26 protein-coding genes are annotated in these 25,334 nt (G+C 58.2%); 12 read left to right on the forward strand and 14 right to left on the reverse strand.

The features are described 5' to 3' along the window. Nucleotides 1-2 precede the first annotated feature (2 nt). The 4 genes from cmoA to AC13DD_RS05960 are packed head-to-tail and all read right to left on the reverse strand — an operon-like array spanning nt 3 to nt 2,627. Nucleotides 3-779 carry a carboxy-S-adenosyl-L-methionine synthase CmoA gene (gene cmoA / locus AC13DD_RS05945; protein WP_482930977.1) on the reverse strand — a complete coding sequence of 259 codons (777 nt, stop codon included), beginning with the start codon at nt 777-779 and terminating at the stop codon, nt 3-5. Continuing rightward, entirely contained in the window at nt 772-1,140 is a 369-nt protein-coding gene (locus AC13DD_RS05950) for a PA3694 family proteiin (protein WP_008170074.1), read from the reverse strand. Before AC13DD_RS05950 ends, cmoA begins: the two co-directional genes overlap by 8 nt. Nucleotides 1,141-1,174: 34 nt before the next feature. After that, nucleotides 1,175-2,191 carry a serine/threonine protein kinase gene (locus AC13DD_RS05955; protein WP_008170076.1) on the reverse strand — a complete coding sequence of 339 codons (1,017 nt, stop codon included), beginning with the start codon at nt 2,189-2,191 and terminating at the stop codon, nt 1,175-1,177. Between the two features lie 10 nt (nt 2,192-2,201). Then, nucleotides 2,202-2,627 carry a hypothetical protein gene (locus tag AC13DD_RS05960; protein ID WP_008170078.1) on the reverse strand — a complete coding sequence of 142 codons (426 nt, stop codon included), beginning with the start codon at nt 2,625-2,627 and terminating at the stop codon, nt 2,202-2,204. Nucleotides 2,628-2,788: 161 nt separating this feature from the next. On the opposite strand from AC13DD_RS05960, the gene AC13DD_RS05965 reads away from it, so the two are divergent. Continuing rightward, the gene (locus AC13DD_RS05965) at nt 2,789-3,886 is read left to right on the forward strand and encodes an NAD(P)/FAD-dependent oxidoreductase (protein ID WP_008170080.1); all 1,098 of its coding nucleotides are present in this window, start codon (nt 2,789-2,791) and stop codon (nt 3,884-3,886) included. Here AC13DD_RS05965 and AC13DD_RS05970 read toward each other — a convergent pair. After that, nucleotides 3,883-4,404 carry a ComF family protein gene (locus AC13DD_RS05970; RefSeq protein WP_227497727.1) on the reverse strand — a complete coding sequence of 174 codons (522 nt, stop codon included), beginning with the start codon at nt 4,402-4,404 and terminating at the stop codon, nt 3,883-3,885. The two genes, AC13DD_RS05965 and AC13DD_RS05970, sit on opposite strands and share 4 nt — an antisense overlap. A gap of 263 nt (nt 4,405-4,667) precedes the next feature. Between AC13DD_RS05970 and bioB the strand changes: the two genes are divergently transcribed. The 9 genes from bioB to AC13DD_RS06015 all read left to right on the forward strand — a co-directional run bounded on the left by bioB (nt 4,668) and on the right by AC13DD_RS06015 (nt 14,319). Continuing rightward, nucleotides 4,668-5,726: a biotin synthase BioB gene (bioB, locus tag AC13DD_RS05975; protein WP_008170083.1), complete on the forward strand. Its 1,059-nt coding sequence runs from the start codon at nt 4,668-4,670 to the stop codon at nt 5,724-5,726. 73 nt (nt 5,727-5,799) lie between these two features. Next, nucleotides 5,800-6,975 carry an 8-amino-7-oxononanoate synthase gene (bioF, locus tag AC13DD_RS05980; protein WP_092031001.1) on the forward strand — a complete coding sequence of 392 codons (1,176 nt, stop codon included), beginning with the start codon at nt 5,800-5,802 and terminating at the stop codon, nt 6,973-6,975. Further along, entirely contained in the window at nt 6,972-7,727 is a 756-nt protein-coding gene (locus AC13DD_RS05985) for an alpha/beta fold hydrolase (RefSeq protein WP_482902570.1), read from the forward strand. The genes bioF and AC13DD_RS05985 overlap by 4 nt, the downstream gene beginning before the upstream one ends. After that, a complete protein-coding gene (gene bioC, locus AC13DD_RS05990) occupies nt 7,715-8,545 on the forward strand; it encodes a malonyl-ACP O-methyltransferase BioC (RefSeq protein ID WP_338355301.1) in 831 nt (276 codons plus the stop codon). The genes AC13DD_RS05985 and bioC overlap by 13 nt, the downstream gene beginning before the upstream one ends. A 22-nt stretch (nt 8,546-8,567) precedes the next feature. After that, nucleotides 8,568-9,260 carry a dethiobiotin synthase gene (gene bioD / locus AC13DD_RS05995; RefSeq protein ID WP_053112697.1) on the forward strand — a complete coding sequence of 231 codons (693 nt, stop codon included), beginning with the start codon at nt 8,568-8,570 and terminating at the stop codon, nt 9,258-9,260. 51 nt (nt 9,261-9,311) lie between these two features. Further along, nucleotides 9,312-9,557 carry a flagellar basal body rod C-terminal domain-containing protein gene (locus AC13DD_RS06000; RefSeq protein WP_014577776.1) on the forward strand — a complete coding sequence of 82 codons (246 nt, stop codon included), beginning with the start codon at nt 9,312-9,314 and terminating at the stop codon, nt 9,555-9,557. A gap of 22 nt (nt 9,558-9,579) precedes the next feature. Further along, nucleotides 9,580-10,248, forward strand: a complete 669-nt coding sequence (locus AC13DD_RS06005) for a putative metalloprotease CJM1_0395 family protein (protein WP_273157294.1) — start codon at nt 9,580-9,582, stop codon at nt 10,246-10,248. Nucleotides 10,249-10,517: 269 nt separating this feature from the next. Further along, on the forward strand, nt 10,518-12,317 hold the full coding sequence (locus AC13DD_RS06010; RefSeq protein ID WP_273070409.1) for an acyl-CoA dehydrogenase C-terminal domain-containing protein: 1,800 nt from the start codon (nt 10,518-10,520) through the stop codon (nt 12,315-12,317). A 211-nt stretch (nt 12,318-12,528) separates the two neighbouring features. After that, nucleotides 12,529-14,319 (forward strand): acyl-CoA dehydrogenase C-terminal domain-containing protein, encoded by a 1,791-nt coding sequence (locus AC13DD_RS06015; RefSeq protein WP_008170099.1) that lies wholly within the window; start codon nt 12,529-12,531, stop codon nt 14,317-14,319. An 89-nt stretch (nt 14,320-14,408) separates the two neighbouring features. On the opposite strand, the gene AC13DD_RS06020 is transcribed toward AC13DD_RS06015, so the two are convergent. From AC13DD_RS06020 to leuS, 5 genes are all read right to left on the reverse strand, one after another. Continuing rightward, on the reverse strand, nt 14,409-15,044 hold the full coding sequence (locus AC13DD_RS06020) for an endonuclease (RefSeq protein ID WP_008170100.1): 636 nt from the start codon (nt 15,042-15,044) through the stop codon (nt 14,409-14,411). A gap of 187 nt (nt 15,045-15,231) precedes the next feature. Continuing rightward, complete coding sequence (locus AC13DD_RS06025) at nt 15,232-15,495, reverse strand: hypothetical protein (RefSeq protein ID WP_482930978.1); 264 nt, start codon at nt 15,493-15,495, stop codon at nt 15,232-15,234. A 111-nt stretch (nt 15,496-15,606) separates the two neighbouring features. Next, on the reverse strand, nt 15,607-16,614 hold the full coding sequence (holA, locus tag AC13DD_RS06030; protein WP_482930979.1) for a DNA polymerase III subunit delta: 1,008 nt from the start codon (nt 16,612-16,614) through the stop codon (nt 15,607-15,609). Beyond that, complete coding sequence (locus AC13DD_RS06035) at nt 16,611-17,198, reverse strand: LPS-assembly lipoprotein LptE (protein ID WP_092030994.1); 588 nt, start codon at nt 17,196-17,198, stop codon at nt 16,611-16,613. Before AC13DD_RS06035 ends, holA begins: the two co-directional genes overlap by 4 nt. Before the next feature lies 1 nt (nt 17,199). After that, complete coding sequence (gene leuS / locus AC13DD_RS06040; RefSeq protein ID WP_288365312.1) at nt 17,200-19,785, reverse strand: leucine--tRNA ligase; 2,586 nt, start codon at nt 19,783-19,785, stop codon at nt 17,200-17,202. 449 nt (nt 19,786-20,234) lie between these two features. Between leuS and AC13DD_RS06045 the strand changes: the two genes are divergently transcribed. Next, nucleotides 20,235-20,783, forward strand: a complete 549-nt coding sequence (locus AC13DD_RS06045) for a zinc ribbon-containing protein (protein ID WP_041645366.1) — start codon at nt 20,235-20,237, stop codon at nt 20,781-20,783. Here AC13DD_RS06045 and lnt read toward each other — a convergent pair. The 4 genes from lnt to AC13DD_RS06065 are packed head-to-tail and all read right to left on the reverse strand — an operon-like array spanning nt 20,752 to nt 24,599. Further along, nucleotides 20,752-22,314 (reverse strand): apolipoprotein N-acyltransferase, encoded by a 1,563-nt coding sequence (lnt, locus tag AC13DD_RS06050; protein WP_482930980.1) that lies wholly within the window; start codon nt 22,312-22,314, stop codon nt 20,752-20,754. The genes AC13DD_RS06045 and lnt overlap by 32 nt on opposite strands. Then, nucleotides 22,304-23,149, reverse strand: coding sequence for an HlyC/CorC family transporter (locus AC13DD_RS06055; RefSeq protein ID WP_064228670.1), 846 nt, complete (start codon nt 23,147-23,149; stop codon nt 22,304-22,306). The genes lnt and AC13DD_RS06055 overlap by 11 nt, the downstream gene beginning before the upstream one ends. Beyond that, the gene (ybeY, locus tag AC13DD_RS06060; RefSeq protein ID WP_482930981.1) at nt 23,146-23,619 is read right to left on the reverse strand and encodes an rRNA maturation RNase YbeY; all 474 of its coding nucleotides are present in this window, start codon (nt 23,617-23,619) and stop codon (nt 23,146-23,148) included. The genes AC13DD_RS06055 and ybeY overlap by 4 nt, the downstream gene beginning before the upstream one ends. Then, complete coding sequence (locus tag AC13DD_RS06065) at nt 23,616-24,599, reverse strand: PhoH family protein (RefSeq protein WP_008170111.1); 984 nt, start codon at nt 24,597-24,599, stop codon at nt 23,616-23,618. Before AC13DD_RS06065 ends, ybeY begins: the two co-directional genes overlap by 4 nt. Before the next feature lie 320 nt (nt 24,600-24,919). Between AC13DD_RS06065 and AC13DD_RS06070 the strand changes: the two genes are divergently transcribed. Continuing rightward, on the forward strand, nt 24,920-25,334 hold a 415-nt coding region (locus AC13DD_RS06070), incomplete at its 3' end, for an IS110 family transposase (RefSeq protein ID WP_482930982.1).

The raw sequence follows: 25,334 nt of genomic DNA on the forward strand, positions 1-25,334 counted from the left end.
GGTCATTCGGTGGTTTGGTTGGCCTTTATGGCGAGCATGGAAACAAAGTTGAAGCACTGATACCACACCACCACGTCATCGAAACCTGCCGACAACAGGCGCGCCTTGTGCGCAGCCAGTGTTTCGGGAATCAGCACCTGTTCGATCGCCGTGCGTTTCTGGCTTATTTCAAGATCCGAATAGCCGTTGGCGCGCTTGAATTCGTGATGCAGTCGGGTCTGAATGGCTTGCTCGTCGTCAGATTCAAAGCGAACCTTCTCCGACAGGATCAGGACACCGCCAGGACGCGTGGCATCAGCAATGCGCGCAAGCAGGCCGGCCCGCTTCTCCGGATCGACAAACTGCAAGGTGAAATTCAGAGTGGTCACCGAGGCATTACTCAGCTCGGTGTCCAGAATATCCTCGCACCTGAGGGTAACGGGGAGCGCACTGTCGTCCAGTGCAATGTAATGCTCGCAGCGTTCGATCATGGCGCTCGAGTTATCCACTCCGATCAGGTTGCAGTCCGCATGGGCGATACCATGGCGCATTGCCAGCGTGGAAGCGCCGAGTGAGCAGCCCAGGTCGTAGCAGTTGGTGGCGGGCTGGGCATATTGCTCCGAGATAACCTCGATCATCGGAATGACGGTGGTGTAGCCCGGCACCGAGCGCCGGATCATGTCCGGAAACACCCTTGCCACCGATGCGTCGAATCGGAAGTCCTCCGGCCGGCGCTCTGTGGCAAACAGCCGGTCCGTGATCTGCTCGGGTGCCTCCGACGGCTTGCGGGATTTATTCATTGGTGTCCGGAGTCTCGGGGGCGGGCAGAACGGCAGGCCCGGTTGGGGAGGGCCTTGAGCAGCGTACGCCGCGATTTTTATAGTCCACCAGGATTCCCCGAAACGAGGGATCCACATCGGCGGCAATTGCCAGGTAACCATTTTCGCAAACGGCGTGCAGTTCCGAGGCTTTGGGCGACATGCGAAACGGATCCTCCTCGGTTACATGGATGGCCTGGAAATCGCCAACAGGCATATGATCCTTGTTCTCGCTGTGGTTGATCCTGCCGCTCATCTCCAATACAAGAACGGTGCCAATAGCCGCAACCACAGCGGTTACGATCAGGCTACGGACGGTGTAACGGGCCTCATTCTGGCTCATGCATACCTCAAATCAAACGAATTAAAAGTGTTGGTCAGTATTGTCCCGGCACCGTGATGGCCGGTGACTGCAAGGCTGATAACTGCTCCCGGAGCGACAGAATCTGGTCTGACCAGAACCGTGGCTGGGCAAACCAGGGAAAGAAGCGCGGAAATGCAGGGTCGTCCCAGCGCTTTGCCAGCCACGCGCAATGGGCAATCTGCCGGTAGCAGCGCAGCGGCTCAATCAGGTGGCGCTCGCGGCGATTGAAATCACGGAACATTTCATAGCCCTCCAGCAACTCTCCCAGCTGGGCGCCGCGCTCGAAGTCGTCTCCGTTCAGCAGCAACCACATATCCTGGATCGCGGGTCCGGTGCGGCAATCGTCGAGATCCACGAACAGCATCTGTTCGTCCCGGCAGAGAATATTGCCGGCATGGCAGTCGCCATGAAGTCGCAGGGTTTCCACCGGACCGGCTTCGTCAACCCGAGCGGCACAGAGTCTTTGCAGGTCAGGAATCAGGCTGTCCCAGGCTGGCCTCAGATCCGTCGGAATCCAGTCTCCCCGTAACAAAAGCCGATTGCTGGCTTCGATGCCATCCAGCAAATCCATGCCCGAGCGATGGGCAAACGGTTTTTTGGCGCCAATATTGTGGATCTGACCCAGCCATTGCCCCAGCCGGTAAAGGGTATCGGTAACACTGGTGTCTGGTGCTTGCCCGCCACGCTGCGGAAATACCGCAAACAGGAACTCACCATGGCGCCCGAGCGTGTCCCCGGTCGCCAGCTTCATAGGTGCTACAACCGGAATGTCGGCTTCCAGGAGCTCCAGGGTGAATGTATGTTCCTCGCGGATTTCCGCTTCGCTCCATCGGCCCGGCCGATAGAACTTGGTAATTACCGGGGCGCCTTCATCCAGGCCTACCTGATAGACCCGGTTTTCATAGCTGTTCAACGCGAACAGCCGGCCACTTACCGCAAACCCTGCCTCTTCCATCGCATCCAGAATGATATCCGGCGTCAGGGAATCGTAGGGGTGGGTGGATGCCGCAAGTGAGGGGTCATGGGTCATAAAGGGCGTTTCAGAGCCTTGTGTCGTATTTGGATTTCATGGTTTGCAGATGGTACCAGTTTTCGTCCAGCTCCCAGCGGATACGGCTGATGCCAGAAGCCCCAAGAATAACGTCTCCGGCACGGGCCTGAACCTGTGCAAGCTCGCGTTCTGCCCGCTGCCAGTCGCGATGACTGTCCCCAAGATTGCGCATACTCGGAAATACCGCACTCAGCGCCTTGTGGGTGGACGTGGTGTGGGACCGCAGTGAGCTCATAATGGCCGTGTCGCCCTCCACCCTCAGTACCCGGTGCTTGTAGGGGTAGCTGGCAACCACCTCATCCGCTTTCAGCCGCTCGTTCAGGCTGATTACTTCAAAGCCCCGCCAGCCTAGCCACCCGACAAAGAGGGCCGCCACCACCATTACCAGAACAAACTGCTTCCTGTCAGACATCATAAGCCGGGCTCCATGCACTACTTTCCGGAGCCAAGTATAACCGGTATGGGCTCTTGAGTAATGTATTGAGCCCGCCGGCGCCCGTTTTCGCCGGGCTGGCGGTATAGGATATGCTCAACCTCTTGTCAGTGGAGCAGGGCCAACCATAAGTGTCGACAGAAGTGCTGGAAATCCAAACCGTTGTTATCGGCGCCGGTGTCATTGGGCTGGCTATTGCCCGCGCTCTGGCTAGAGCCGGGCATGAGGTCATCGTTCTGGAAAGCTCAGACCGGTTTGGTGAGGGCATCTCCTCACGAAACAGCGAAGTCATTCATGCCGGCATTTATTATCCGCAAGGATCACTGAAGGCGGAGTTGTGTGTTGAGGGTCGACGGCAGCTTTACGACTATTGCCTGACGCACAAGGTTGGACACCGTAAATGCGGTAAGTGGATTGTTGCCGTCGACGAGGCACAGAATGACAAGCTCTTTGATATTCAGGCTGCGGCAGCCAGCAACGGTGTTGAACTTGAGCTGTATGATGGCGAAAGAGTCGCCCGAGGCGCTCCGGGTATTTGCGCCAGCTCGGGGCTCTGGTCCCCCGAAACCGGTATTGTCGACAGCCACGGGCTGATGCTCTCCTTGCTTGGCGAGCTCCATGATGCCGGCGGCCAGCTCGCTCTACGCTCACCGGTAGCGGCTGCTGAATCGGATAGCCAGCGGCACCGTCTAAACGTGGCAGGCGAAACCCCGCTAATTCTGGAAGCGAAAAATGTCATTAACGCCGCCGGGCTCGGCGCCGTCCCGCTGGCAAAAAACTGGGCAGGTCTGCCCGACGACTGCATTCCCCGGCAATGGTTCGCGAGGGGCGTCTACTTCAGCTACAGCGGACGAACACCTTTCAGAACCCTGATCTATCCGGTTCCTGAACCCGGGGGCCTGGGTATCCACCTGACTCTCGATCTCGCTGGCCAGGCCCGTTTCGGTCCGGATGTAGAGTGGATCGAAAAGGAAGACTACACCGTGGAACCCAGCCGCCAGGAAGGCTTCGCCAGAGGCATCCGCCAATGGTGGCCAGGACTCGACCCGACCCGACTTCAGCCCGCCTATGCCGGCATCCGACCGAAGCTGATAGGCCCCGATGGTGGCTTCGCGGATTTCCGGATTGATGGTCCAGAGACGCACGGTATGCCGGGACTGGTTAATCTGTTCGGTATCGAATCGCCGGGTTTAACATCCTGCCTGGCAATTGCTGAGCGTGTAAAAGCTTTGCTGTCTTAACCTGGCGTCCGGGCTAGTGCCCAAACCTGAATGTTCCGGGCCCCGGCCTCCCGAAGTGCTGATGATAAAACCCTGACGGTCGCGCCGGTGGTCACCACATCATCGACAATCGCTATTCGCTCTGGCACTGGCGGGATGACCTCAAATACCCCGCGAAGATTCGCCAGTCGGGCCTCCCGGTTCAACTCCCGTTGAGACCGGACACGGCGAACCCTTCTGACAAGTCCGTTGTCGACCGGGAGATCCAGGGCGCTGGCAATCGTCTCGGCAATGTCCTGGGCCTGATTGAACCCGCGTTGCCGGCGTCGCCGCGCATCCATTGGCGCGGGTACCAGTACTTCTGGCATTGCGATAGCACCATCGAGCCGAGCCTTCTGCACCAAGTCAGCAAAATCCGCCATCAATGGTCTTCCGAACTTGCGCTGGCCCCGATACTTGTATCGGCCAATCATGCCGTCGAGTGGGTACTGGTAGCGCCAGGGAATAAAAGAGCTATCGAAAGCCGGCGGGTGTTTCATACAGTCACCGCAGAGCAGCTCCGAGGAGGGAAAAGCCAGGGGCAGGGCGCAGCAGCGACAGTGCCAGCGGTTCACTGGTAGGTCGCCCCGGCAAGGCTGGCATAAGCCGTTGAATGCCTGTGAGGAAAGGCAGGCGACACACAGTCCGCCGTGCCTGATGCTGTTAACCTTTTTGTCCACGAAGGTTGACAGCCAGTTCAGTCCCTTTATCATCTGATTCATCCGTAAACCCAGAGACCGGGAAAGGTTAACAGGACTTTTACATGACCGCTACAGAACTCCGCCACGACTGGACACTGCAGGAAGCTCGCGAGCTTTTCGAACTCCCTTTTAACGATCTACTGTTCCGTGCCCAGAGTGTGCATCGCCAGTATTTTGATCCTAACGAGGTTCAGGTAAGCACCTTGCTGTCGATCAAGACCGGCGCCTGCCCGGAGGATTGCAAATACTGTCCCCAGAGCGGTCATTACAACACCGGTCTTGAGAAAGAGAAGCTGCTGGAAATCGAAAAAGTTGTGGCTGAGGCCAGGGCCGCGAAAGAAAAGGGGGCTTCCCGGTTTTGCATGGGCGCCGCCTGGCGCAGTCCTTCGAAGAAGGACATGCCTTATGTTCTGGACATGGTCAAACAGGTGAAGTCCCTGGGGCTTGAGACCTGCATGACCCTTGGCATGCTCAAAGAGGAGCAGGCGGCAGAACTGGCCGATGCCGGGTTGGATTACTACAACCATAACCTGGATACCTCTGAGAAGTACTACAGCCACATCATCACCACTCGAACCTACCAGGATCGACTGGACACTCTCGACAATGTTCGCAAGGCCGGAATGAAGGTTTGTTGCGGTGGCATTATGGGTATGGGCGAAGACGAGGATGACCGGGTCGGACTGCTGGTTCAGCTCGCGAACCTGCCCCATCATCCGGAAAGTGTGCCTGTGAATATGCTGGTGAAGGTGAAAGGCACGCCTCTGGAGGACGTCGAGGACCTGGATCCGTTCGAGTTCATCCGGATTATTGCGGTGGCGCGGATCTTGATGCCGGCTTCCCACGTTCGCCTGTCAGCTGGGCGTGAAAACATGAATGAGCAGATGCAGGCTCTGTGTTTCATGGCTGGTGCCAACTCGATCTTCTACGGCGAAAAGCTCCTGACCACCGCCAATCCGGAGGCCGATGCCGATATGCTGTTGTTCAAACGCCTCGGTATTCGCCCAGAGCAGCGGGAGCAGTGTGCGTCGGAGGAGCAGGAAGAGGAGGCGATTGCCGAGGCCGTGGAGTATGAGGCGACCCGTCACATGTTCTACGACGCTACGCGGGAGTCTGCCTGAGTATTTGATCTTGGGAGGCAGCGAGCTCACCCGCTCGTTGCCCGGATCGTTGAGTTAACCTCCAGGTGCTATCGTGCGGGATTTTGCCCTTGAACTCGAAGAGCGGAAACAGGCCGGTCTGTATCGGACGCGTCGGCATGTAGCCGGTCCTCAGAGGCCCTCTCTCATTGCTGACGGCAAACCTTTGTTGTCGTTCTGCAGTAATGATTACCTTGGTCTTGCCAATAACCCTGCCAATATCGAGGCCCTCCGTGATGCGCTTTCCAAAACAGGCCTTGGGGGCGCGGCTTCCCATCTGATTTGTGGTCACCATGATGCCCATCACCAGTTGGAGCTTCGTCTGGCGGAGTTTACCGGACGCAGTTCGGCGCTGTTTTTCTCCACTGGCTACATGGCGAATATGGGCGTTATTTCGGCACTGGCCGGGCGGGGCGATACGATTTTTTCGGATCGCCTGAATCATGCATCCATCATCGACGGCTGTATCCTGAGCCGGGCCAGGGTTCGCCGTTATGCCCATGGCGATGTCGCGGCGCTGGAGGCGATGCTGGCGGAGACGTCCGGGCACAAGTTGGTGGTGACCGACGGGGTCTTCAGCATGGACGGCGATATTGCGCCCCTGGCGGAGCTGGCCCGGGTCTGCCGGTTCCACGATGCGTTACTGGTGGTTGATGATGCTCACGGAATTGGCGTACTCGGACCTGAAGGGCGGGGCAGCGTCGCTGAAGCGGGGTTGTCCGAAGAGGATGTCCCCGTGTTGATCGGCACCCTGGGCAAGGGGGTCGGAACCAGTGGCGCATTCGTGGCCGGGCCATCGCTGCTGATGGATTATCTGGTTCAGAAAGCCAGAACCTATATCTATACGACGGCGATGCCGCCGGCTCTTGCCATGGCAACCATTTCGAGTCTGGATCTTATTGAACGGGATCAGGGGCGCCGCGAGCATGTATTGGGTCTGGTTTCGCGGTTTCGTCGGGAGGCCTCGGCCATGGGGTATGAATTGATGCCTTCACATACTCCGATCCAGCCGATCATGGTTGGCGACAATCACGACGCGCTGGCGCTCAGTCAGGCATTGGAGGAGCGCGGCTTGCTGGTCTCGGCCATTCGCCCGCCGACGGTTCCCGCGGGGGAGGCGCGATTGCGGGTTACATTCAGTGCCGCTCATTCCCAGGCGAACCTGGATTGTCTGTTGACCGCGCTGTCAGACTGCCGGCATCTGGTTCAAAAAGCGGACATGGCGGTATGAGTTCCTGCAGGGTCTGTCCGCGTCTGGTGGTGGTTGCTGGCTGGGGCGTTCGTGCAGAGATGTTATCTGGGCTCTATGGCTATTGGCCGGGGGAGGTGGTTCCCGTGTCTCTGGACGATGAGCTGCTGAGCCGCTGCCAGTCGCTCTCGGAGGTGACGGACGAGCTGTTGTCACTTTATCCGGAGCCGTCAGTTTGGATGGGCTGGTCCCTGGGCAGTCAGGTTGTGATGGAGGCCGCCGGGCGTGAGACCGGTGCAGTGTCCTGTGTTATTACCCTCGGTGGTTTTCCGAAGTTCGTGGCCGACGAACGCTGGCTCAATGGTATGGCGGAAAGCGACTTTCGGGCGTTTGCCCGTGGTATCCGCCGTGACCCACAGCGCTACTGGCTGCATTTTCTGTTGTTGATGATCAACGGTTCTGCGGACGAAAAACAGGAGCGCCAGAGGCTCAAGACGTGGCTTGAGAAAGGCACTCTGGTCTCGCATGAACACCTCGTCACGAGTCTTGCCTGGCTGGAAAGCGGAGATCAGAGGGCGTTATGGCGTTCACTCGCCACACCGGCTCTTCATGTGATGGGTGAGAACGATATTGTGGTCAGGTCGTGGGCGGATGATCTCGCTGTCCCGACGTCAAGCGGTCATGCGCTCGTACCGGGTATGGCGCACTGGCCGGGCGGCTGCTCGGCTTCGGATTGCTGGGAGGCGATACAGGCGTTTTTTGCCACTCAAAAGGCGTTGTCATGGGCGTTATGAGCATCTCTACCGACCAGATAGCCCGGGGCATTTCCGACACTCGCAAGTCTGATATTGCCCGGGGCTTTGGCATTGCCAGTGGCACCTATGAAAATGCCTCAAGACTGCAGCGCTTCATGGGCAATACCATGCTGCAGAAGTTTGAGTTCCGGGAAAGTCAGGATCATGATCTAACATTGCTGGACCTGGGGTGTGGCACAGGTTGGTTTACCCGAAAGTTTGCGGATTTCGGGCAGATTGAATCGTTGAGTGGGGTTGATCTGTCGCCTGGCATGTTGGAACAGGCTCGCAAGAATGGGCCTGCGGGAATCAGCTGGATCGTGGGCGATGCCGAACACCTGCCTTTGCCGGATAGCAGTGTCGATGTGATTTTCAGCAATCTCATGATTCAGTGGTGTGATGACCCCGGCGCCGTGCTTCGGGAATGCCGGCGGATCCTGCGGCCAGGTGGGAATCTGATGGTCTCCACACTCCTTGACGGTACGCTCCGTGAGTTGAAATCGGCCTGGCAGGCGGCGGATCCTGGCCATCAGCACGTAAATCGCTTCGAGACTGACCTTGCCTTGCAGGCCAAGGTGCGGGCCGAGTTACCGGATGCCGTTGTTGAAGAGCGCACTATCAGCTTACCCTACGAATCGCCGATGGCCCTGGCGGGTGAGCTTCGCCATCTTGGCGCGGGCTTCCGCGGCGCTGGCCGGCGACGAGCGGCCACGGCACCGGGGCGGATGCGGGAAATGTGCAGGCAGTACCCCAAAGAGCCGGATGGCACTATCATGGCAAGCTATGAGGCTGCCTGGGTTTACTGGCAGAAACCGTAAGAGTCGTTAACTGGAAATACACATGGCCAAGCAATCCTTTTTCGTAACGGGCACCGACACCGGGGTTGGGAAAACCCTGGTATCCGCAGCCATTCTTCAGGCGGCAAAGGCCATGGGTAAGCACACCCTGGCGATGAAGCCCATCGCCTCGGGTTGCGATCGGACGCCGGAAGGCCTTCGCAACGAAGATGCCCTTATTCTGCAGAACGCCATTACTGAGCCACTGGCCTACGAGTTGATCAACCCGGTGGCGCTGGAGCCTGCCATTGCACCGCATGTTGCGGCTGAGCAGGCTGGGCGACACATTACGTCTGATCGTCTGGTTGGATTCTGCCGCGGATTGCAGATTCGTCCGGCGGACCTTCTGCTGGTTGAGGGTGCCGGCGGCTGGCGGGTCCCGCTTAACGATCGGGAAACCTATTCAGAGTTTCCGCGCCAGCTGTCCATGCCGGTCATTCTCGTGGTTTCACTGCGCCTTGGCTGTATTAATCATGCGCTTCTTACGGCAGAGGCCATCAGAAGTGACGGTCTCAGAGTGGCAGGGTGGGTTGCCAATCGCACCGAGCCTGAGCCCATGAGTTGCGAACAGGACACCCTGAACTATCTGGTTAACCACATGGGAGCGCCCTGTCTGGGTATTCTTCCGTGGCTGGAGCAGGCGCGGCCTGAAATGCTGGCTGGTTATCTGAATATCGATGGGCTGTTTGAAAATTGACCAGGTTTGTGGCTTAATGAAGTCAATTTATGGTCATCGGGCAGCGCAGTTATGATCAGTAACACTCTCGCAGTTGGGATTCAGGGCATCCAGGATGGCATGGTGGGCATGGAAAATGCCGCCCGCAAGATTGCTCGTGGTGGTACTGATGGTCCCCAGGGAACCGCGGAAGGCGCGGGCAGCCTCGTTGAACCCATTGTTGATCTCAAGATTTACGAGCGAAGTGTCGAAGCGTCCGCACAAGTGGTGAAAACCGCTGACGAAACACTCGGAACGCTGCTTGATATCATGGCCTGATTACTGAAAGGGCGCCTGGCTCGTGCTTTCATCTCTCCCCCCTGTTCCCCCACCTATCCCAGCGGCCTCGTTTCAGGGTCAGGTTTCTCCGCGAGTCCAGGCCACGGGCCCAGTATCGGCAAAGCCGGAGGCGCCGACCGCCGGCGCCAGATCTACTGAGGCTGCAGGCAAAGCCGAATCTGCGCGGGAAAATCCCGACTCCGGGCCCCGGAGCGGGGAATCCGACAATCCTCAGGGACTCAAAGAGCAAGAGCTGAAACAACTGACCGAGCTGAAAGCGCGGGATCGTGAAGTTCGTGCCCACGAAGCCGCGCACCAGGCGGTTGGCGGCCAGTACGCCGGCGCCATGTCGTTCACCTACCAGCGGGGGCCGGACGGTGCCCAGTATGCGGTGGGAGGTGAAGTCTCCATTGATCTGTCCCCGGTGCAGGGTGATCCCCAGGCCACTATCGAGAAAATGCGAATTGTCCGGGCGGCGGCCATGGCGCCGGCGGAGCCGTCCGGCCAGGATCGAGCGGTGGCTGCCCAGGCGATGCAGATCATGCTCCAGGCCCAGTCGGAGCTGGCCGCCGAAACGGGCGCTTCGTCAAGAACCGCGAGCGATGCTTATCGTGAGGTCTCCGCCATGGGAGAGTCTGATCAGAGTGGTGACGAAAACCGCGTTTCTTCTTTCCAACCGGTGTCTGCCTGACCGTTTAATTTCCAACATCCAGGTCCTTTCATAGATATCCGGCACTTAAGGTGCGATCCGGCTCCATGCGCTGCTGTGGCGCGTGATCCGGTGACAGTTCGCAACACAAATTTTGCATCCGGCTATTGACAATTCTGTGCCTGTAAACGTATGTTTCAAACAAGTGTTTAATTAAGGCTGCAGCGCATCGCGTTGCGGTGTCTGAGCAAACCCAAGGCCAGAAGCTGTCAAACCTGATTCAGCTGAGCCCGAGAACCGAGGTGGATTCCATGCCTGAGTACAAAGCGCCCCTGCGTGACATCAAATTCGTAATGACCGAGCTGCTGAACAGCGAGCAGCACTACGCCAACCTGGAAGGTGCCGAAGACGCTACTCCGGATATGGTGGATGCCATTATCGGGGAAGGTGCCAAGTTCTGTGAGCAGGTTCTGTCTCCGCTGAACCAGGTGGGTGACAAGGAAGGCTGTATCTGGAGCGAAGACGGTGTGAAGACACCGACTGGCTTCAAAGAAGCTTACCAGCAGTATGTGGAAGGCGGCTGGCCGTCCATGACCGCCGATCCCAACTACGGTGGCCAGGGACTGCCGCACTCTCTCGGTCTGGTCATGAGTGAAATGGTGGGCACCGCCAACTGGTCCTTTGGCATGTACCCGGGCCTGAGCCACGGTGCAACCAACACCATTGAAGAGCATGGCACCGAAGAGCAGAAGCAGACTTACCTCACCAAGCTGATCAGCGGCGAGTGGACTGGTACGATGTGTCTGACCGAGCCGCACTGCGGTTCTGATCTCGGCACCCTTCGCACCAAGGCGGAGCCGAATGCCGATGGCACTTACGCTATCACCGGCACCAAGATCTTTATTTCTGCCGGTGAGCACGACATGGCCGAGAACATCGTCCATATCGTCCTGGCACGTCTGCCGGGTGCACCGGAAGGCACCAAGGGTATCTCCCTGTTCATCGTGCCAAAGTGCCTGCCGAACGAAGATGGCTCGGCCGGTGAGCGCAACGCCGTTTCCTGCGGTTCCATTGAGCACAAGATGGGTATCCACGGCAACGCCACTTGCGTGATGAACTTCGACGGCGCCAAGGGCTGGCTGATCGGGCCGGAGAACAAAGGCCTGAACTGCATGTTCACCTTCATGAACGTGGCCCGTATCGGTACCGCCATCCAGGGGCTGGGTGCCGCCGAGCTGGGCTTCCAGGGTTCACTTGCCTACGCCAAGGAGCGTCTGGCAATGCGTTCACTGAGCGGTCCGAAGAATCCGGAAGGTATTGCCGATCCGATCATTGTTCACCCGGACGTTCGTCGGATGCTGCTGACACAGAAGGCGGTTGCAGAAGGCGCCCGTGCCCTGATTTACCTGACTGCGCAGCAGGCAGACGTTGTTCACAGCGGCAAGACCGAAGAAGAGCGCAAGGCGGCCGATGAGGCGCTGGGCTTCCTGACACCGATTGCCAAGGCGTTCCTCACCGAAATCGGTTACGAGGCAGCGAACCTTGGTATGCAGGTCTTTGGTGGTCACGGCTTTATCTCCGAGTGGGGCATGGAGCAGAACGTTCGTGACGCCCGTATCGGCATGATCTATGAAGGCACCACCGGTATTCAGGCGCTGGATCTGTTGGGCCGCAAGGTTCTGATGACCCAGGGCGAATCCCTGAAAGGCTTCACCAAGCAGGTGCATCTGTTCTGCAAGGAAAACGCGGAAGACGAGCAGCTGAAGGAATTCATCGAGCCGCTGGCGGCGATGAACAAGGAATGGGGCGAGCTGACCACCAAAATTGGTATGTCTGCCATGAAGAATCGTGAGGAAGTGGGCGCGGCCTCTGTGGACTACCTGATGTACTCCGGTTACGCAGTGTTTGCCTACCTGTGGGCCCGTATGGCCAAGGTTGCCCTGGACAAGATGGTTGAGGGTACCACTGAAGAGATGTTCTACAACGCCAAGATCCAGACTGCGCGCTTCTACTTCAAGCGTATGCTGCCCAGGGCCAAGGGCCACGCAGAAAGCATGCTGGCTGGCGCTGACAGCCTGATGGACATGCCGGAGGAAGCCTTCGCCATCTAAGGCGCGGGCACCGAAGGACGGTTCCAGAGGACAGAAAGCCCGCGCTCCCCGGAGGCGGGCTTTTTTCATGAGTTGCGGTCCGCTTTTAGGGTAGAATAGGCGCCCATAAAAATAATCTTCAGCGGACACATAGCCCGAGCAGGTGTGACTGGCCCAGACTGAGGCCCTTTTGCCACCTGAACAGACTGACAGAATTTTTGGAGAGTTTTAGATGGCTGATTATCAGGCACCCCTACGTGACATGCGCTTTGTTCTGAATGAGGTTTTCGATGCCCCCGCACTGTGGGCCTCACTGCCCAAGGTTGCCGAGCATGTGGACCCGGAAACGGCGGACGCCATTCTTGAAGAAGCCGGCAAGATCAGCAGTGGTGTACTTGCGCCCCTGAATCGCGAAGGTGATGAGCAGGGCTGCAAATGGAACGATGGTGAGGTAACGTCTCCGGAGGGCTTCAAGGAAGCGTACCAGACCATCGTTGAAGGCGGCTGGAACGGTCTTGGCGGCAACCCGGACTTTGGCGGCATGGGCATGCCCAAGACCCTCGTCGCGCAGTTCGAGGAAATGATGCAGGGCGCCAACATGGCATTCGGGCTGGCCCCCATGCTTACGGCCGGCGCCTGCCTCGCGCTGGACGCCCACGGAAGTGATGAGCTGAAAGAAAAGTACCTGCCTAACATGTATTCCGGTGTCTGGTCCGGCGCCATGGATCTGACCGAGCCCCACGCCGGCACAGACCTCGGGATCATCCGCACCAAGGCGGAACCGAACGATGACGGCTCCTTCAACGTTACAGGTACCAAGATCTTTATCACCTGGGGCGAGCACGACATGGCGGAGAACATCATCCACCTGGTGCTGGCCAAACTGCCGGATGCGCCGAAAGGTCCAAAGGGCATTTCCATGTTCCTGGTACCCAAGTTCCTGGTGAATGACGATGGTTCCCTGGGTGAGCGCAACAGCTTCAGTTGTGGTTCCCTCGAGAAGAAAATGGGCATCAAGGGTTCTGCGACCTGCGTAATGAACTTCGATGGCGCCAAAGGCTGGCTGGTCGGCGAAGAAAACAAGGGTCTGGCGGCGATGTTCACCATGATGAACTACGAGCGCCTGGGCGTTGGTATCCAGGGCATTGGCGCTGCCGAAGCCTCTCTGCAAAGCGCTCGGGAATACGCCCTTGATCGTATCCAGAGCCGTGCACCGACCGGTGCCCAACAGCCTGAGAAGGCGGCAGACCCAATCCTCGTGCACCCGGATGTCCGGCGCATGCTGCTCACGATGAAAGGCTATGTGGAGGGCGGTCGTACTTTCTCAACCTACGTGGCCCAGTGGCTGGATATCGCCAAGTTTGCCGAGGATGATGAGCGTCGCAAACACGCTGAAGGTATGGTGGCGTTGCTGACACCGGTGGCCAAGGCATTTCTCACGGATCGCGGCCTCGATACCTGCATCATGGGTCAGCAGGTCTTTGGTGGTCATGGTTTCATCCGCGAGTGGGGGCAGGAGCAACTGGTTCGTGACTGCCGCATAACCCAGATCTACGAAGGAACCAATGGTATCCAGGCACTGGATCTGATGGGCCGGAAAGTGGTCGGCACCCAGGGCAAGCTTTACGAGCTGTTTGCCCAGGACGTCGCAAACTTCCTGGAGGAGAACAGTGGTAACGATCATCTGCGCCCGTTCCTTGAGCCGCTTGCTGCTGCGGTTGAGCGTCTTGATGACGTTACCGAGCACGTGATCAAACAGGCTGGCGATAACCCGAATGCCATTGGGGCAGCGTCTGTGGACTATCTGGATCTGTTTGGCCTGACCGCTCTGGGTTATATGTGGGCGAAGATCGTCAAAGCGGCTGCGCCCCAGGCGGATTCAGATACCTCCGGATTCTACAGCGGTAAACTGAAGACCGCGCGCTTCTACTTTGACCGCCTGCTGCCCAAGACCGTTTCACTGGCTGAAGGTATTCGCAGCGGCAGCGACTCCATGATGGCGCTGACGGCTGAAGAGTTCTGATTAGCCAGCAAGACTCAGGCACAAAAAAACAGGCCCTCGGGCCTGTTTTTTTATGGTTAATTGGTCAGCAGGGCAAGCTTCCCGGACTCTCAGAGTCGCTCCATTCTCTCCGGGTTGGTAATAAAGGGATTGGCACTACCCTGGATTTCGACAATGCGCCCGTGACGGGTCAGCTCGCTATCATCCGGCGGGTCCAGCCTGTTCCAGCCCTTGAACACCGCCGAGGAGCCAAGCCAGGGCAAATCATAGGTGTCCACCATGTAGGCCACCGTGCGCGCCACATCTCCCTTTACCCGCCCCGGGGGCTCAAAGAACTGGGCGCTCTGGCGAATGCCGCATTCGTCTTCGCTTACTGACGAGCCCAGGTCCTCGTAACGAGCGTTTCGCCGGCCCATCTCGGTCCGGCTGCGCACCGGTACCATGTTGTGCATGTCAGACGCGATCTGACGGTAGCGGTTATCCTGTTCACATTGACGCGAGGTGCCACAGTCGAGTGCGCTGCGGACATCGGCCAATGGATAGACATAACCGTCCGTCAGAACGAATCCTTTGCTTGTAAAGGCGGTGTTGCAGAAGAAGGAATTGCCGCCACTGGCGTAAAGGTCACCCCAGAAGTGATCGGTAACAACGGTTTTTGGATCACTGAACCGGGTATTCTGGCCAATCACGAGGGTAGTGGTGAGCAATAGGCCAAGTGCTGTGGGTATCAGTAAGAATCGTTTCATACGCCTTTTATACCTCGCAGTGTGTTCAAGCACCCTGTCAATTCGGGCCTCACTGGTCAGGATCTGATCAAGCGGGTCAAAACTATGACGCTTTGTTCACGGATACTGTGAAGTATGGCACAGAGGCTCCAAACCACGGAGCCTCCAGGCTAGAAATTTGTGGCGTAATGTTAACGGGTTAACAGTATTACTTCAGTTTGTTGCGGATGTTCTGGTAACTGGTTTTCAGGTCTTCGCCAAGTTTTGATGCGGTCTGACGAGCTTCCTGGGACGCGTTCTCGGCATCGTGCAGAACTTCATCGATCTTGCTTCTGAAACGATCCCAATCCTGTTCGAGATCCTCCCATTCGTCCTTAACGTCTTCACGGGCCAGATGCATCTGGACGCGCGCCTCATCCCGGTATTGTTTCACTTTTTCCGACAGCTTCTTGAGTTCTTCTTGAAGACTCATTGCAAGCACCTCCTTGGATTGTTGGTGTGCTTACAATGCGCCCGATCGTAAAAAACTGTCAAGGGGCCGGCAGGGCCAACAGGGCACAACGAAGGCTGAGTTTGATTCAGATCAGGAACGGCCGGCGAGCAGGGCAGACATATCCCGCAAATAGTGCCAGGGGGAGAGGGAATCGAAGCCTTTCGCCGCGCGGTCGATCTGGCTGCACAGGGTGATGGCCTCATTCACTTGGTTCCGGTTCAGCCGGCGAGCGGCCTGTTCCATTGCGCGGGCACGTTGCGGCTGGAATACGCCCCGTTTTTTCAGGAATGCGGCGGGATTTTCCGACTGGCCGGCCGCAGATTTCAACTCAAGCAGCAGGTTCAGATCCCGGCTGAGAACGGATAGCAAACCGAGCGGGTTTTCTCCCTCTTGCTGAAGCACAGTGATCATCTTGCCGGCGTGGGGCGCGCGGCCACTGATCAGCTCGGTCACGAGTTCAAAGCCATTGAATCGGGAACTGTCCTGGACCGCCTGTTCAACGGTTTCCTCATCAATGGTATTGCCGTTTGCGAGCAGTGACAGTCTGTCGAGCTCCTGGCTCGCGGCGAGCAGATTGCCCTCGAGGCGTTCGCTCATGATGGCCAGGGCACCCCGGGTCAGGCTGAGGCCGCGGTTGCTGGCCCTCTGCTGTAGCCAACCCTGGAACTTGTCGGCATCGACGGGCCACACCGGTACGTGTACGCCCTTTCCCTGAAGCTCCTTGTACCATTTGCGGCGGGTTTCCGCCGCGTCCAGACGGGCACTGATGAGCACGAGGATGATATCGTCTGGAGGGTCGGCCAGGACTCGTTCCAGTACCGCGCGGCCGTCGCCCAGCTTGCCGGTTGGCAAGTGAATCTCGATGCGCCGCTTTTCCGCGAACAGGGACATGGCACTGAATTCCTCGCCAACGGCGTTCCAGTCCAGTTGGTGGTCAGCGTGAAAGGTCAGGCGGTCATGAAAACCGGCGTCTTTTGCGGCCTTACGAACCTGGTCACAACATTCCTGAACCAGCAGGGGTTCGTCCCCGGATATAAGATAGACGGGCGAGAGGCCCTTTTTTAGCAGCTGGGATAACTGGCCTGGATTGGTCTTCATGGCTGGCCTGTGGCTGGGGCGTCGGCTTCCTGTTCACGCTGGTAATCCGCCCGGATGGCGTCGATGCGCTGCGGGGTCAATGGTGCCAGCCGGAATATCACCTGCTGCGCAAGACGATCGTCCATTTGCTGGCGGAGGGTCTCCTCTTCCCGCTGTCTTGCCAGCACGTTGGTTTCGTCGTAGCGGTAACTCTCGCTGGTGGTCAGGCGTGTCGTGCCCACCATGGGAATCCGATCCGCGCTGATTACTTCTAGATCAACAGAGTGACGCAGCGTGTATTCCGCGGCTGCGGCCTGGGCGGTGATGGCACTTGCGCGACGGTCACGCTCGAAGTTCTTCAGACGCAGAATGTAGTCGGCCTCCGCCACTGGCGCCACACGGACCTTGCCCAGGTTCAGCTGTTCACGCAAGGAACGGCACAGCGTGTCGGGCACCTGTGAGGAGCAATCCACGGCAAGAGGCTCGAGGGCCGAAGAAACCGGTGGCGCACCCCGCAACTGGAATCCGCAACCACCAAGCAGCGCCGCCATTACAGCGGTCAGCATCAGGCGTGCTGACGATTTCAGGGCGGAGTGCCGGGACATATCAGTTGGCCACCACGTTCACCAGTTTGCCGGGGACCACGATAACCTTGCGCACCGTCGCTCCCTCTGTAAAGCGCATGACATTCTCGTTTTCCAGGGCAAGCTTTTCGAGGTCCGCCTTACTGATGTCGGCAGGCACATCTTCTTTGGCCCGCACCTTGCCATTCACCTGCAGTACCACCTGGATCTGGCTGCGAACCATGGCGGCTTCATCGGCTTTTGGCCAGGTTGCATCAACCACGGGCTCCTGGTGGCCGAGCGCCTGCCAGAGGGTGTGGCAGATGTGCGGGACGATCGGCGACAGCACAAGCACTGCGGTGTCCAGCGCTTCCTGGCGTACCGCCCGGGTCTGGGGTTCGTCACCTTGCAGTTTGCCGACCTCGTTAAGCAGCTCCATCACCGCGGCAATGGCCGTGTTGAAGGTCAGCCGACGGCTGATGTCGTCACTGACTTTGGCAATGGTTTCGTGAGTCTTGCGTCGCAGGTTTTTCTGGTCATCGTTCAGGCTTGCCGCGTCCAGAGCGGGTGCCGGACCAGCGGCGGCGTGTTCGTTCACCAGACGCCAGACCCGCTTGAGGAACCTGTGTGCGCCTTCAACACCGCTGTCCGACCACTCCAGGGACTGTTCTGGCGGGGCCGCAAACATCATGAACAGGCGAACCGTATCGGCGCCGTGCTCATCAATAATAGCCTGGGGATCGATACCGTTGTTCTTGGACTTGGACATCTTGGTGACACCGCCGGAAACCACCGGCTCACCATCTTCCCTGTGTACTGCTCGAACGGGCTGACCCTTTTCGTCACGCTCGACGGTCACGTCGGCGGGCGAAATCCATACCTTGCCGCCTTTGCCATCGTCGCGGTAATAGGTCTCCGCCAGAACCATGCCCTGGCAAAGCAGCCGGTTGAATGGCTCTGAACTGGTTACCAGCCCGACATCCCGCAGGAGCTTGTGGAAGAAGCGGGCGTAGAGCAGGTGCAGGATCGCGTGTTCAATGCCACCGATGTACTGATCCACCGGCAACCAATAGTTGGCCGCGGACGGGTCCAGCATGCCCTGGTCGTAATTGGGGCTGCAGAACCGGGCGTAGTACCAGGAGGACTCCATGAACGTATCAAAGGTGTCGGTTTCCAGCGTCGCCGGCTGGCCGTTGAACTCCGTCTTGCACCACTCAGGGTCGGCCTTGATGGGGGACTGGACACCGTCCATTTCCACATCTTCCGGCAGACGTACCGGCAGCTTGTCATCGGGCACCGGCATCTCTGTGCCATCTTCCAGGGTCATCATCGGGATCGGTGCACCCCAGTAGCGCTGGCGGGATACGCCCCAGTCGCGCAGGCGGTAGTTGACGGTGCGCTTGCCGATATTCTGTTCTTCCAGGTAGCTGGCAATCTCGTCGAAGGCTTCCTCGCTGGTCAGGCCGCTGTATTTGCCAGAAGACACCAGCGTGCCTTTTTCGGTAAACGCTTCTTCCTGCACATCAATCTCGCGGCCATCGCGGGCAGCAATAACCTGCTTGATGGGCAGCTTGTATTTGCGGGCAAACTCATGGTCCCGCTCGTCGTGGCCCGGAACGGCCATCAGGGCACCGGTGCCGTAGTCAGTCAGCACGAAGTTGGCGACCCAAATCGGGATCTCTTCCTGGGTCAGCGGGTGAATTGCCTTGAAACCGGTGTCGATGCCGCGCTTTTCCATGGTGGCCAGCTCGGCCTCCGCGGTCTTGCTGTTTCGGCACTCCTCGACAAACTCAGCCACGTCCCGATGGCGCTCCGCCGCCTCTTTCGCCAGCGGATGCTCTGCGGCCACGGCCATGTAGCTCACCCCCATCAGGGTGTCGGGGCGCGTGGTGTAAACGGTCAGGCCACTGTCCCGGTCTTTCAGCGGGAAGGTCAGCTCGGTACCTTCAGACTTGCCGATCCAGTTGCGCTGCATGGTCTTGACCTGCTCAGGCCAGTCTTCCAGCTGGTCCAGATCGTTCAGCAGCTCTTCGGCGTAATCGGTAATGCGGATAAACCACTGGGGAATCTTCTTCTGTTCCACCAGGGCCCCGGAACGCCAGCCCCGGCCATCCACAACCTGCTCGTTGGCCAGAACCGTCTGATCCACCGGATCCCAGTTCACCGTGGACATCTTCTTGTACACCAGCCCCTTTTCGTAAAGGCGTGCGAAGAACCACTGCTCCCAACGGTAATAATCCGGCTTGCAGGTAGCCAGCTCCCGGTTCCAGTCGTAACCAAAGCCCAACTGCTTGAGCTGGTTCTTCATATATTCGATGTTGGCGTAGGTCCACTTGGCCGGCGCGGTCTTGTTGGCAATGGCGGCGTTCTCGGCGGGCAGACCAAATGCGTCCCAGCCCATGGGCTGCATCACGTTCTTGCCCTGCATGCGCTGATAGCGGGAAATCACATCGCCGATGGTGTAGTTACGGACATGCCCCATGTGCAGCTTGCCACTGGGGTAGGGGAACATGGACAGGCAGTAGTACTTGGGCTTGCCCGGCTCTTCCTTGACCATAAAGGTCTTGTTCTCTTCCCAGAAATCACGGGCATTCTGTTCTACGTCACGGGGATTGTATTGCTCGTCCATTCCTGCCATTACCGAAATTACCTTGTGTGGAAAAATAAAAGCCTGTATCAAAAATCACGTCTGGAGCGAGCCGGACATTCTAACGCACACTAGCCTTTACAGGTAGTCTGCCAATTTTCTGTTCTTGTGCCAGACTTGCTGATATGGGGGTAGCGCTGGCGGCGATGACTCCCCGGGACACGCCGTGAATACGTCCGTGTAGGCTTGATCGCAGCATCCATGCTGCTCACAGTCCCGGGGAGTCATCGCCGCCAGCGCCCCAGGCATAAGCAGTGGAGTCGGCAGGTGTTTTCCCAAGGTTTGGGAGACGGGCTTCGACCTCTCTTTCCGGGACTGTCTGCAGCATGGATGCTGCAGTCAAGCGTACAGGGATGTATTCACAGCGTGTCCCGGAAAGAGAGGGCGCAGTCCGGCTCTTGCACCCAGATTTGCGGTATCAAGGAGTCAACATGACACAACCAGAAAGAAGTCATCTCTCAGGCAAGGCACTGGAAGTTTACGACCGTATGCTGGAGCGGGTAAAAACGCGTCTCCATGACCTGGAAGAAACATCGCTCCAGAACCTCGAAGAAGAGGTCCAGAAAGCGGTGGAGTTCGAGTACGAACTCGAGGAAATGACCCGGGATGAGGCAAACCTCCTGGGGGCTTATCTGCAGCGGGATCTTGAACACCTGCTGCATTTTGTCGAGGAGACTGGTGAAGGCCTGAGCGAATGGTTGCAGCTTGATATCGCGCTGCTGGAACACCAGTTGGCGGACAGTTTGTTCTCGGTTGCTGATAAAACCGTCGTCGACTTCCTGGAACTCAGACAGAAACTGGAAAACAAGGAAGTGGGCCAGTACATTTCAGGCGAGGTGGCCACTGCTGGCATGTTCCAGTGCCTGAACTGCGGGCACATGCGCTGCCTGACAGCCACCAGCCATCTGGAACCCTGTGAAGCCTGCGGCTCCCACTACTACGAGCGGGTTACGAGCCGCTGGCCGAAACAGGAGGAATAATCCGCTCCCGGACAAACACGATGAGAATAACTGCGAGGGTCAGGACCGGCCAGGAGCCAGTCTGCATGTAAGGCGTGCTGCCCGTGGCGGTGAACACCTCGCCGGTCAGGGTGGCGCGCTCGAACTGGGGGATGGTTTCGGTCAGTTCGCCCCGGTTATTGATGATCGCAGTCACGCCGTTGTTGGTGCCCCGGAGCATGTAGCGACCGGTTTCCAGTGCCCGCATTCTGGCAATCTGCAGATGCTGTAACGGCCCAATGGAATCGCCGAACCAGCCATCGTTGCTGATCGTGAGCAGCAGGCCCGCGCCCCGGGCATTAAAGGCAACAAAATCCGGATAGGCGACTTCATAGCAGATGAAGGGCATCACATTGACGCCATTGGCCTTGAGCGGATCCTGCCACTCCGGTCCCCGGCTGAAATCGCTCATGGGCAAATCGAAGAAACCAATCAGCCCCCGCAGCACGCTTTGCAGTGGCACGTACTCGCCGAAAGGCACCAGCTTCTGCTTGTGGTAGATCCCTTCGCCATTGCCGATGGCCATGATGCTGTTGTGAAACGTGAAATCTTCAATTCGGTCACTGAATCCGTACCAGGGTATGCCGGTAATCAGGGTGCTGTTGTCGCCCAGCTCTGCACTGATGTGATCGATGATCTTGCCAGCCTGATCCTGGGGAGTGGGAATGGCGGTTTCCGGCCAGAGGATCAGATCCGTGTCCCAATGGTCTTCGGTCATCCCCAGATAGGTGACGATCTGGTCCTTCAGGAACTCCGGGTCCCACTTGATCTGCTGGGGAATATTGCCCTGCATGGCGGCAAAGGATATAGGGTCTTCGCTCAGATCCGTCCAGTCGACACGGTTCATGGCCGGGGCAACCAGCCAGGGAATCAGGGCAACAACCAGCGTGACGCCCGCAGCCACCGGTTTGAGGCGCTTCAGCAGCCACCAGCCGCCGTAAAGCGCGGCACCGGTGGCAGCAATCCAGAACGTGATGCCATGCACGCCGGTCAGAGGTGCCAGCCCGGCCAGTGGGCCGTCAGTGTGCGCGGTGCCCAGATACAGCCAGGGAAAGCCGGTGAGCAGCCAGCCCCGGAGCCAGTCGCCCAGGATCCAGATGGCCGGAAACAGGATCAGGCGCCGGGCCGGGCTGTCCTTGGCCAGTTTGCCCCAGAACCAGAAGGCCAGGCCGTGGAACAGCGCCAGGCCCGCTACGAACAGAACCGTCAACAGGACGGCGATGGGAATTGCCGTGTTGCCGTGTTCGCTGATGCTGATGTAGACCCAACTGGCGCCGCTGCCAAACAGCCCCAGGCCAGTAAGCCAGCCAGCCCGGAAAAGCTTCTCCGGTGCCAGGGGTACGGTAACCAGGAGGATCAGCAGGACCGAGACCGGGCCCAGCCACCAGAGGTTGAACGGAGAAAAGGTCAGGGTTTGCAGGGCGCCGGCAACCACAAGGGTGGCCGCGCCCAACCAGGCGTTGGAGGAGAGCGGGGTTTTCAGCGCTCTGGAATGTGTGGCGTCACTGGTCACTTCGGGTTACCTGCAGCAGACGGATTACGCGGTTATCGGCGTTGGCAATGGTAAAGCGCAAGCCGCCGAATTCAACCGATTCGCCCCGTCTGGGCAGGTGTCCGAATTCCTTGAGAACCACGCCACCGATGGTGTCGAATTCCTCTTCGTCCATTTCGGTTTCGAAGAACTCATTGAAATCATCAATGGGGGTCACCGCTTTCACGGCGTAGCTGCCATCGCCCCGGGCCTTGATGTGGGTTTCTTCATCAAAATCGTGCTCGTCTTCGATTTCGCCGACAATCTGTTCAAGCACGTCTTCAATGGTGATAAGCCCGGCAGTGCCACCGTACTCGTCCACCACAATGGCCATGTGGTTGCGATTTTCCTTGAACTCCTTGAGCAGCTGGTTCAGGCGCTTGCTCTCGGGCACGAAGGTGGGCGGGCGCAGGATTTCCCGGATACGGTTCCAGTTCAGATCATTGTTCAGGGCCAGGGGAAGCAGATCTTTGGCCAGAAGAACGCCAATCACATCGTCCTGGCTGTCCCCGATGACCGGGAACCGGCTGTGTGCGGAATCCATGATTTCACCCAGAAACTCTTTGGGCTCCTGGGAGGCCTTGACGGTGACCATTTGCGAACGGGGGATCATGATCTCATCCACCCGCATGTCGATCACCTGCATGGCACCTTCGATGATGCTCATGGCATCAACATCGATGATGTTCTGGGACTCGGCGTCCCGCAGGATTTCCAGCACGTCCTCGACGGACTCAGGCCCGCTGGAGAAGGCCTGTGATATACGTTCCAGCCAGGACTTTCCGCCCTGACTGCGACTCGACTGATCGTCGCTCATGAGTCTTGTTCCGTTTCCTCTGCTTCGTAGGGATTGCCAAATCCAAGCTGCGCCAGCAGCCGGATTTCGAGGGCTTCCATGACCTCGGCATCATCGTCTTCAATATGATCAAAACCCTGGAGATGCAACATGCCGTGCACCACCATGTGCGCCCAGTGGGCGACCAGGGTTTTTTCCTGTTCCATGGCCTCTTTCTCGACAACCGGTGCACAAATCACCAGATCTCCGGCCAATGGCACCGTTATACCGGCTGGCGCCTCAAATGGGAAGGACAACACGTTGGTCGCGTAGTCCCGCCCACGGTACTGATGATTCAGGGCCTGGCTTTCTTCGGTTCCGACAATACGGACCGTCACCTCGGACGGATCCTCGCCCTGCCAGGCAAGTTGCGCCCATTTTTGAACCTGCGTCTCCGAAGGTATTCCTGGCGCCTCAAAAACCTGCTGAAAATCCACAGTCAGCTTATTCACTGGCCCGTCGCACTCCCGTCGTCAAAGGAATCGTAGGCTTCAACAATCCGCTGTACCAGCGGGTGCCGAACAACGTCCTTTGCTTCGAACCGTGTGAACCCAATACCTGATACCTTGCTCAGAACCCCGGCAGCGTGAATAAGCCCCGAATTCTGACCCCGTGGCAGGTCTACCTGAGTGGTGTCGCCGGTAATCACAGCCGTGGAACCAAAGCCGATCCGGGTCAGAAACATCTTCATCTGCTCCCGGGTGGTGTTCTGGCTTTCGTCCAGAATGATGAATGAGTTGTTCAGCGTCCGGCCGCGCATGAACGCCAGCGGCGCAATCTCAATCACGCTTTTCTCAATCAGCCGGGTAACCTGGTCAAACCCAAGCATTTCATAGAGAGCGTCATACAGCGGACGCAGGTATGGGTCGACCTTTTGCGCGAGGTCGCCGGGAAGAAAACCAAGCTTCTCGCCGGCCTCGACCGCGGGCCGAACCAGCAAAATCCGCTTCACCTGCTCGTCTTTCAGTGCTTCAACGGCACAGGCCACCGCCAACCAGGTCTTGCCGGTACCCGCCGGCCCAATCCCGAAGTTGATATCGTGGGTGCGGATATTGTGCACATACTTCTGCTGATTCGCGCCCCTCGGCTTGGCCTGAAGCTTGGGGGTCTTGATGACCGTCACAGCGCCATCGTAGGGCACGTCTTCGGGCAGGCGTTCAAAACCAGTTTCCCGGATAAACAGATGCACGGTATCCGGAGGAAGGTCATCGGTAGCCTCGGTTTCCCGATAAAGATGCCGGATAACCTCAACGGCCGCCGCCACATGTTCGGTCTCACCCTCAACTCGGAAATGATGGCCGCGCCTGCCGACTTTCACGTGCAGGCGTTTTTCAATCATCTTCAGGTTTTCATCAAACTGGCCACAAAGCGTCGCCAGCCGACGCTGGTCCACCGGGTGCAGGTCAAATTGTCTGTGATCGTTGGCGTTCAAAAGTGCTCCGTTTTGATTTACTCCCCCGGGTTTCTCGTTTGGGAGTAGGTGTTTCTAATAATCGGTTAACGGGCAAGGGCCGGGCGGACTTTCCAAAAAACGCCCGTGAATACGTCCATGTAGGGCTCGGTCGCGCCATCCCTGGCGCTCCACGTTTTTGGAAAGTCCGCCCGGCCCTTGCCCTGATCATTCTATGTGCAGGCCCGATTGTTGAAAAACAAGTAGGTCGATGAGATGGTCTCCTCCCCTCCTAATCGGCGTCGCAATGCGCCAGGATAGGGAAGGAGAATTTTCCTATCAGAAACGAGTGGGAGGAGACCATGAGTAAGGTTACAACGGTTGGCACTGATCTCGCAAAGAACACGTTTGTCCTTTTTGGGGTGGGCCCTAAAGGTCAGAGCGGCTGGAAGCGCAAAGTGCGCCGGAAGCAGTTGCTGGACCACCTGGTGCGTTTGCAGCCTTGCACAGGCGCTCTTGAGGCGTGTGGGAGCTCGCACTATTGGGCTCGCCAGATACGAGCGTTAGGGCATCAGGTTGAGTTGTTACCGCCTCAAGATGTGAAGGGCTATCTTCGAGGTCAGAAAAACGATTACACCGATGCTCAGGCCATTGCGGAGGCCAGTGAACATGGGCGAATTCGCCCGGTGCCGATCAAAGAGGTCGAGCAGCAGGATGATCAGATGCTGCACAAGCTGCGCCAGGGCGTGAGCAAGGATCGGGTACGAATCAGCAATC

The sequence above is a fragment of the Marinobacter sp. L-13 genome, from assembly GCF_056857715.1.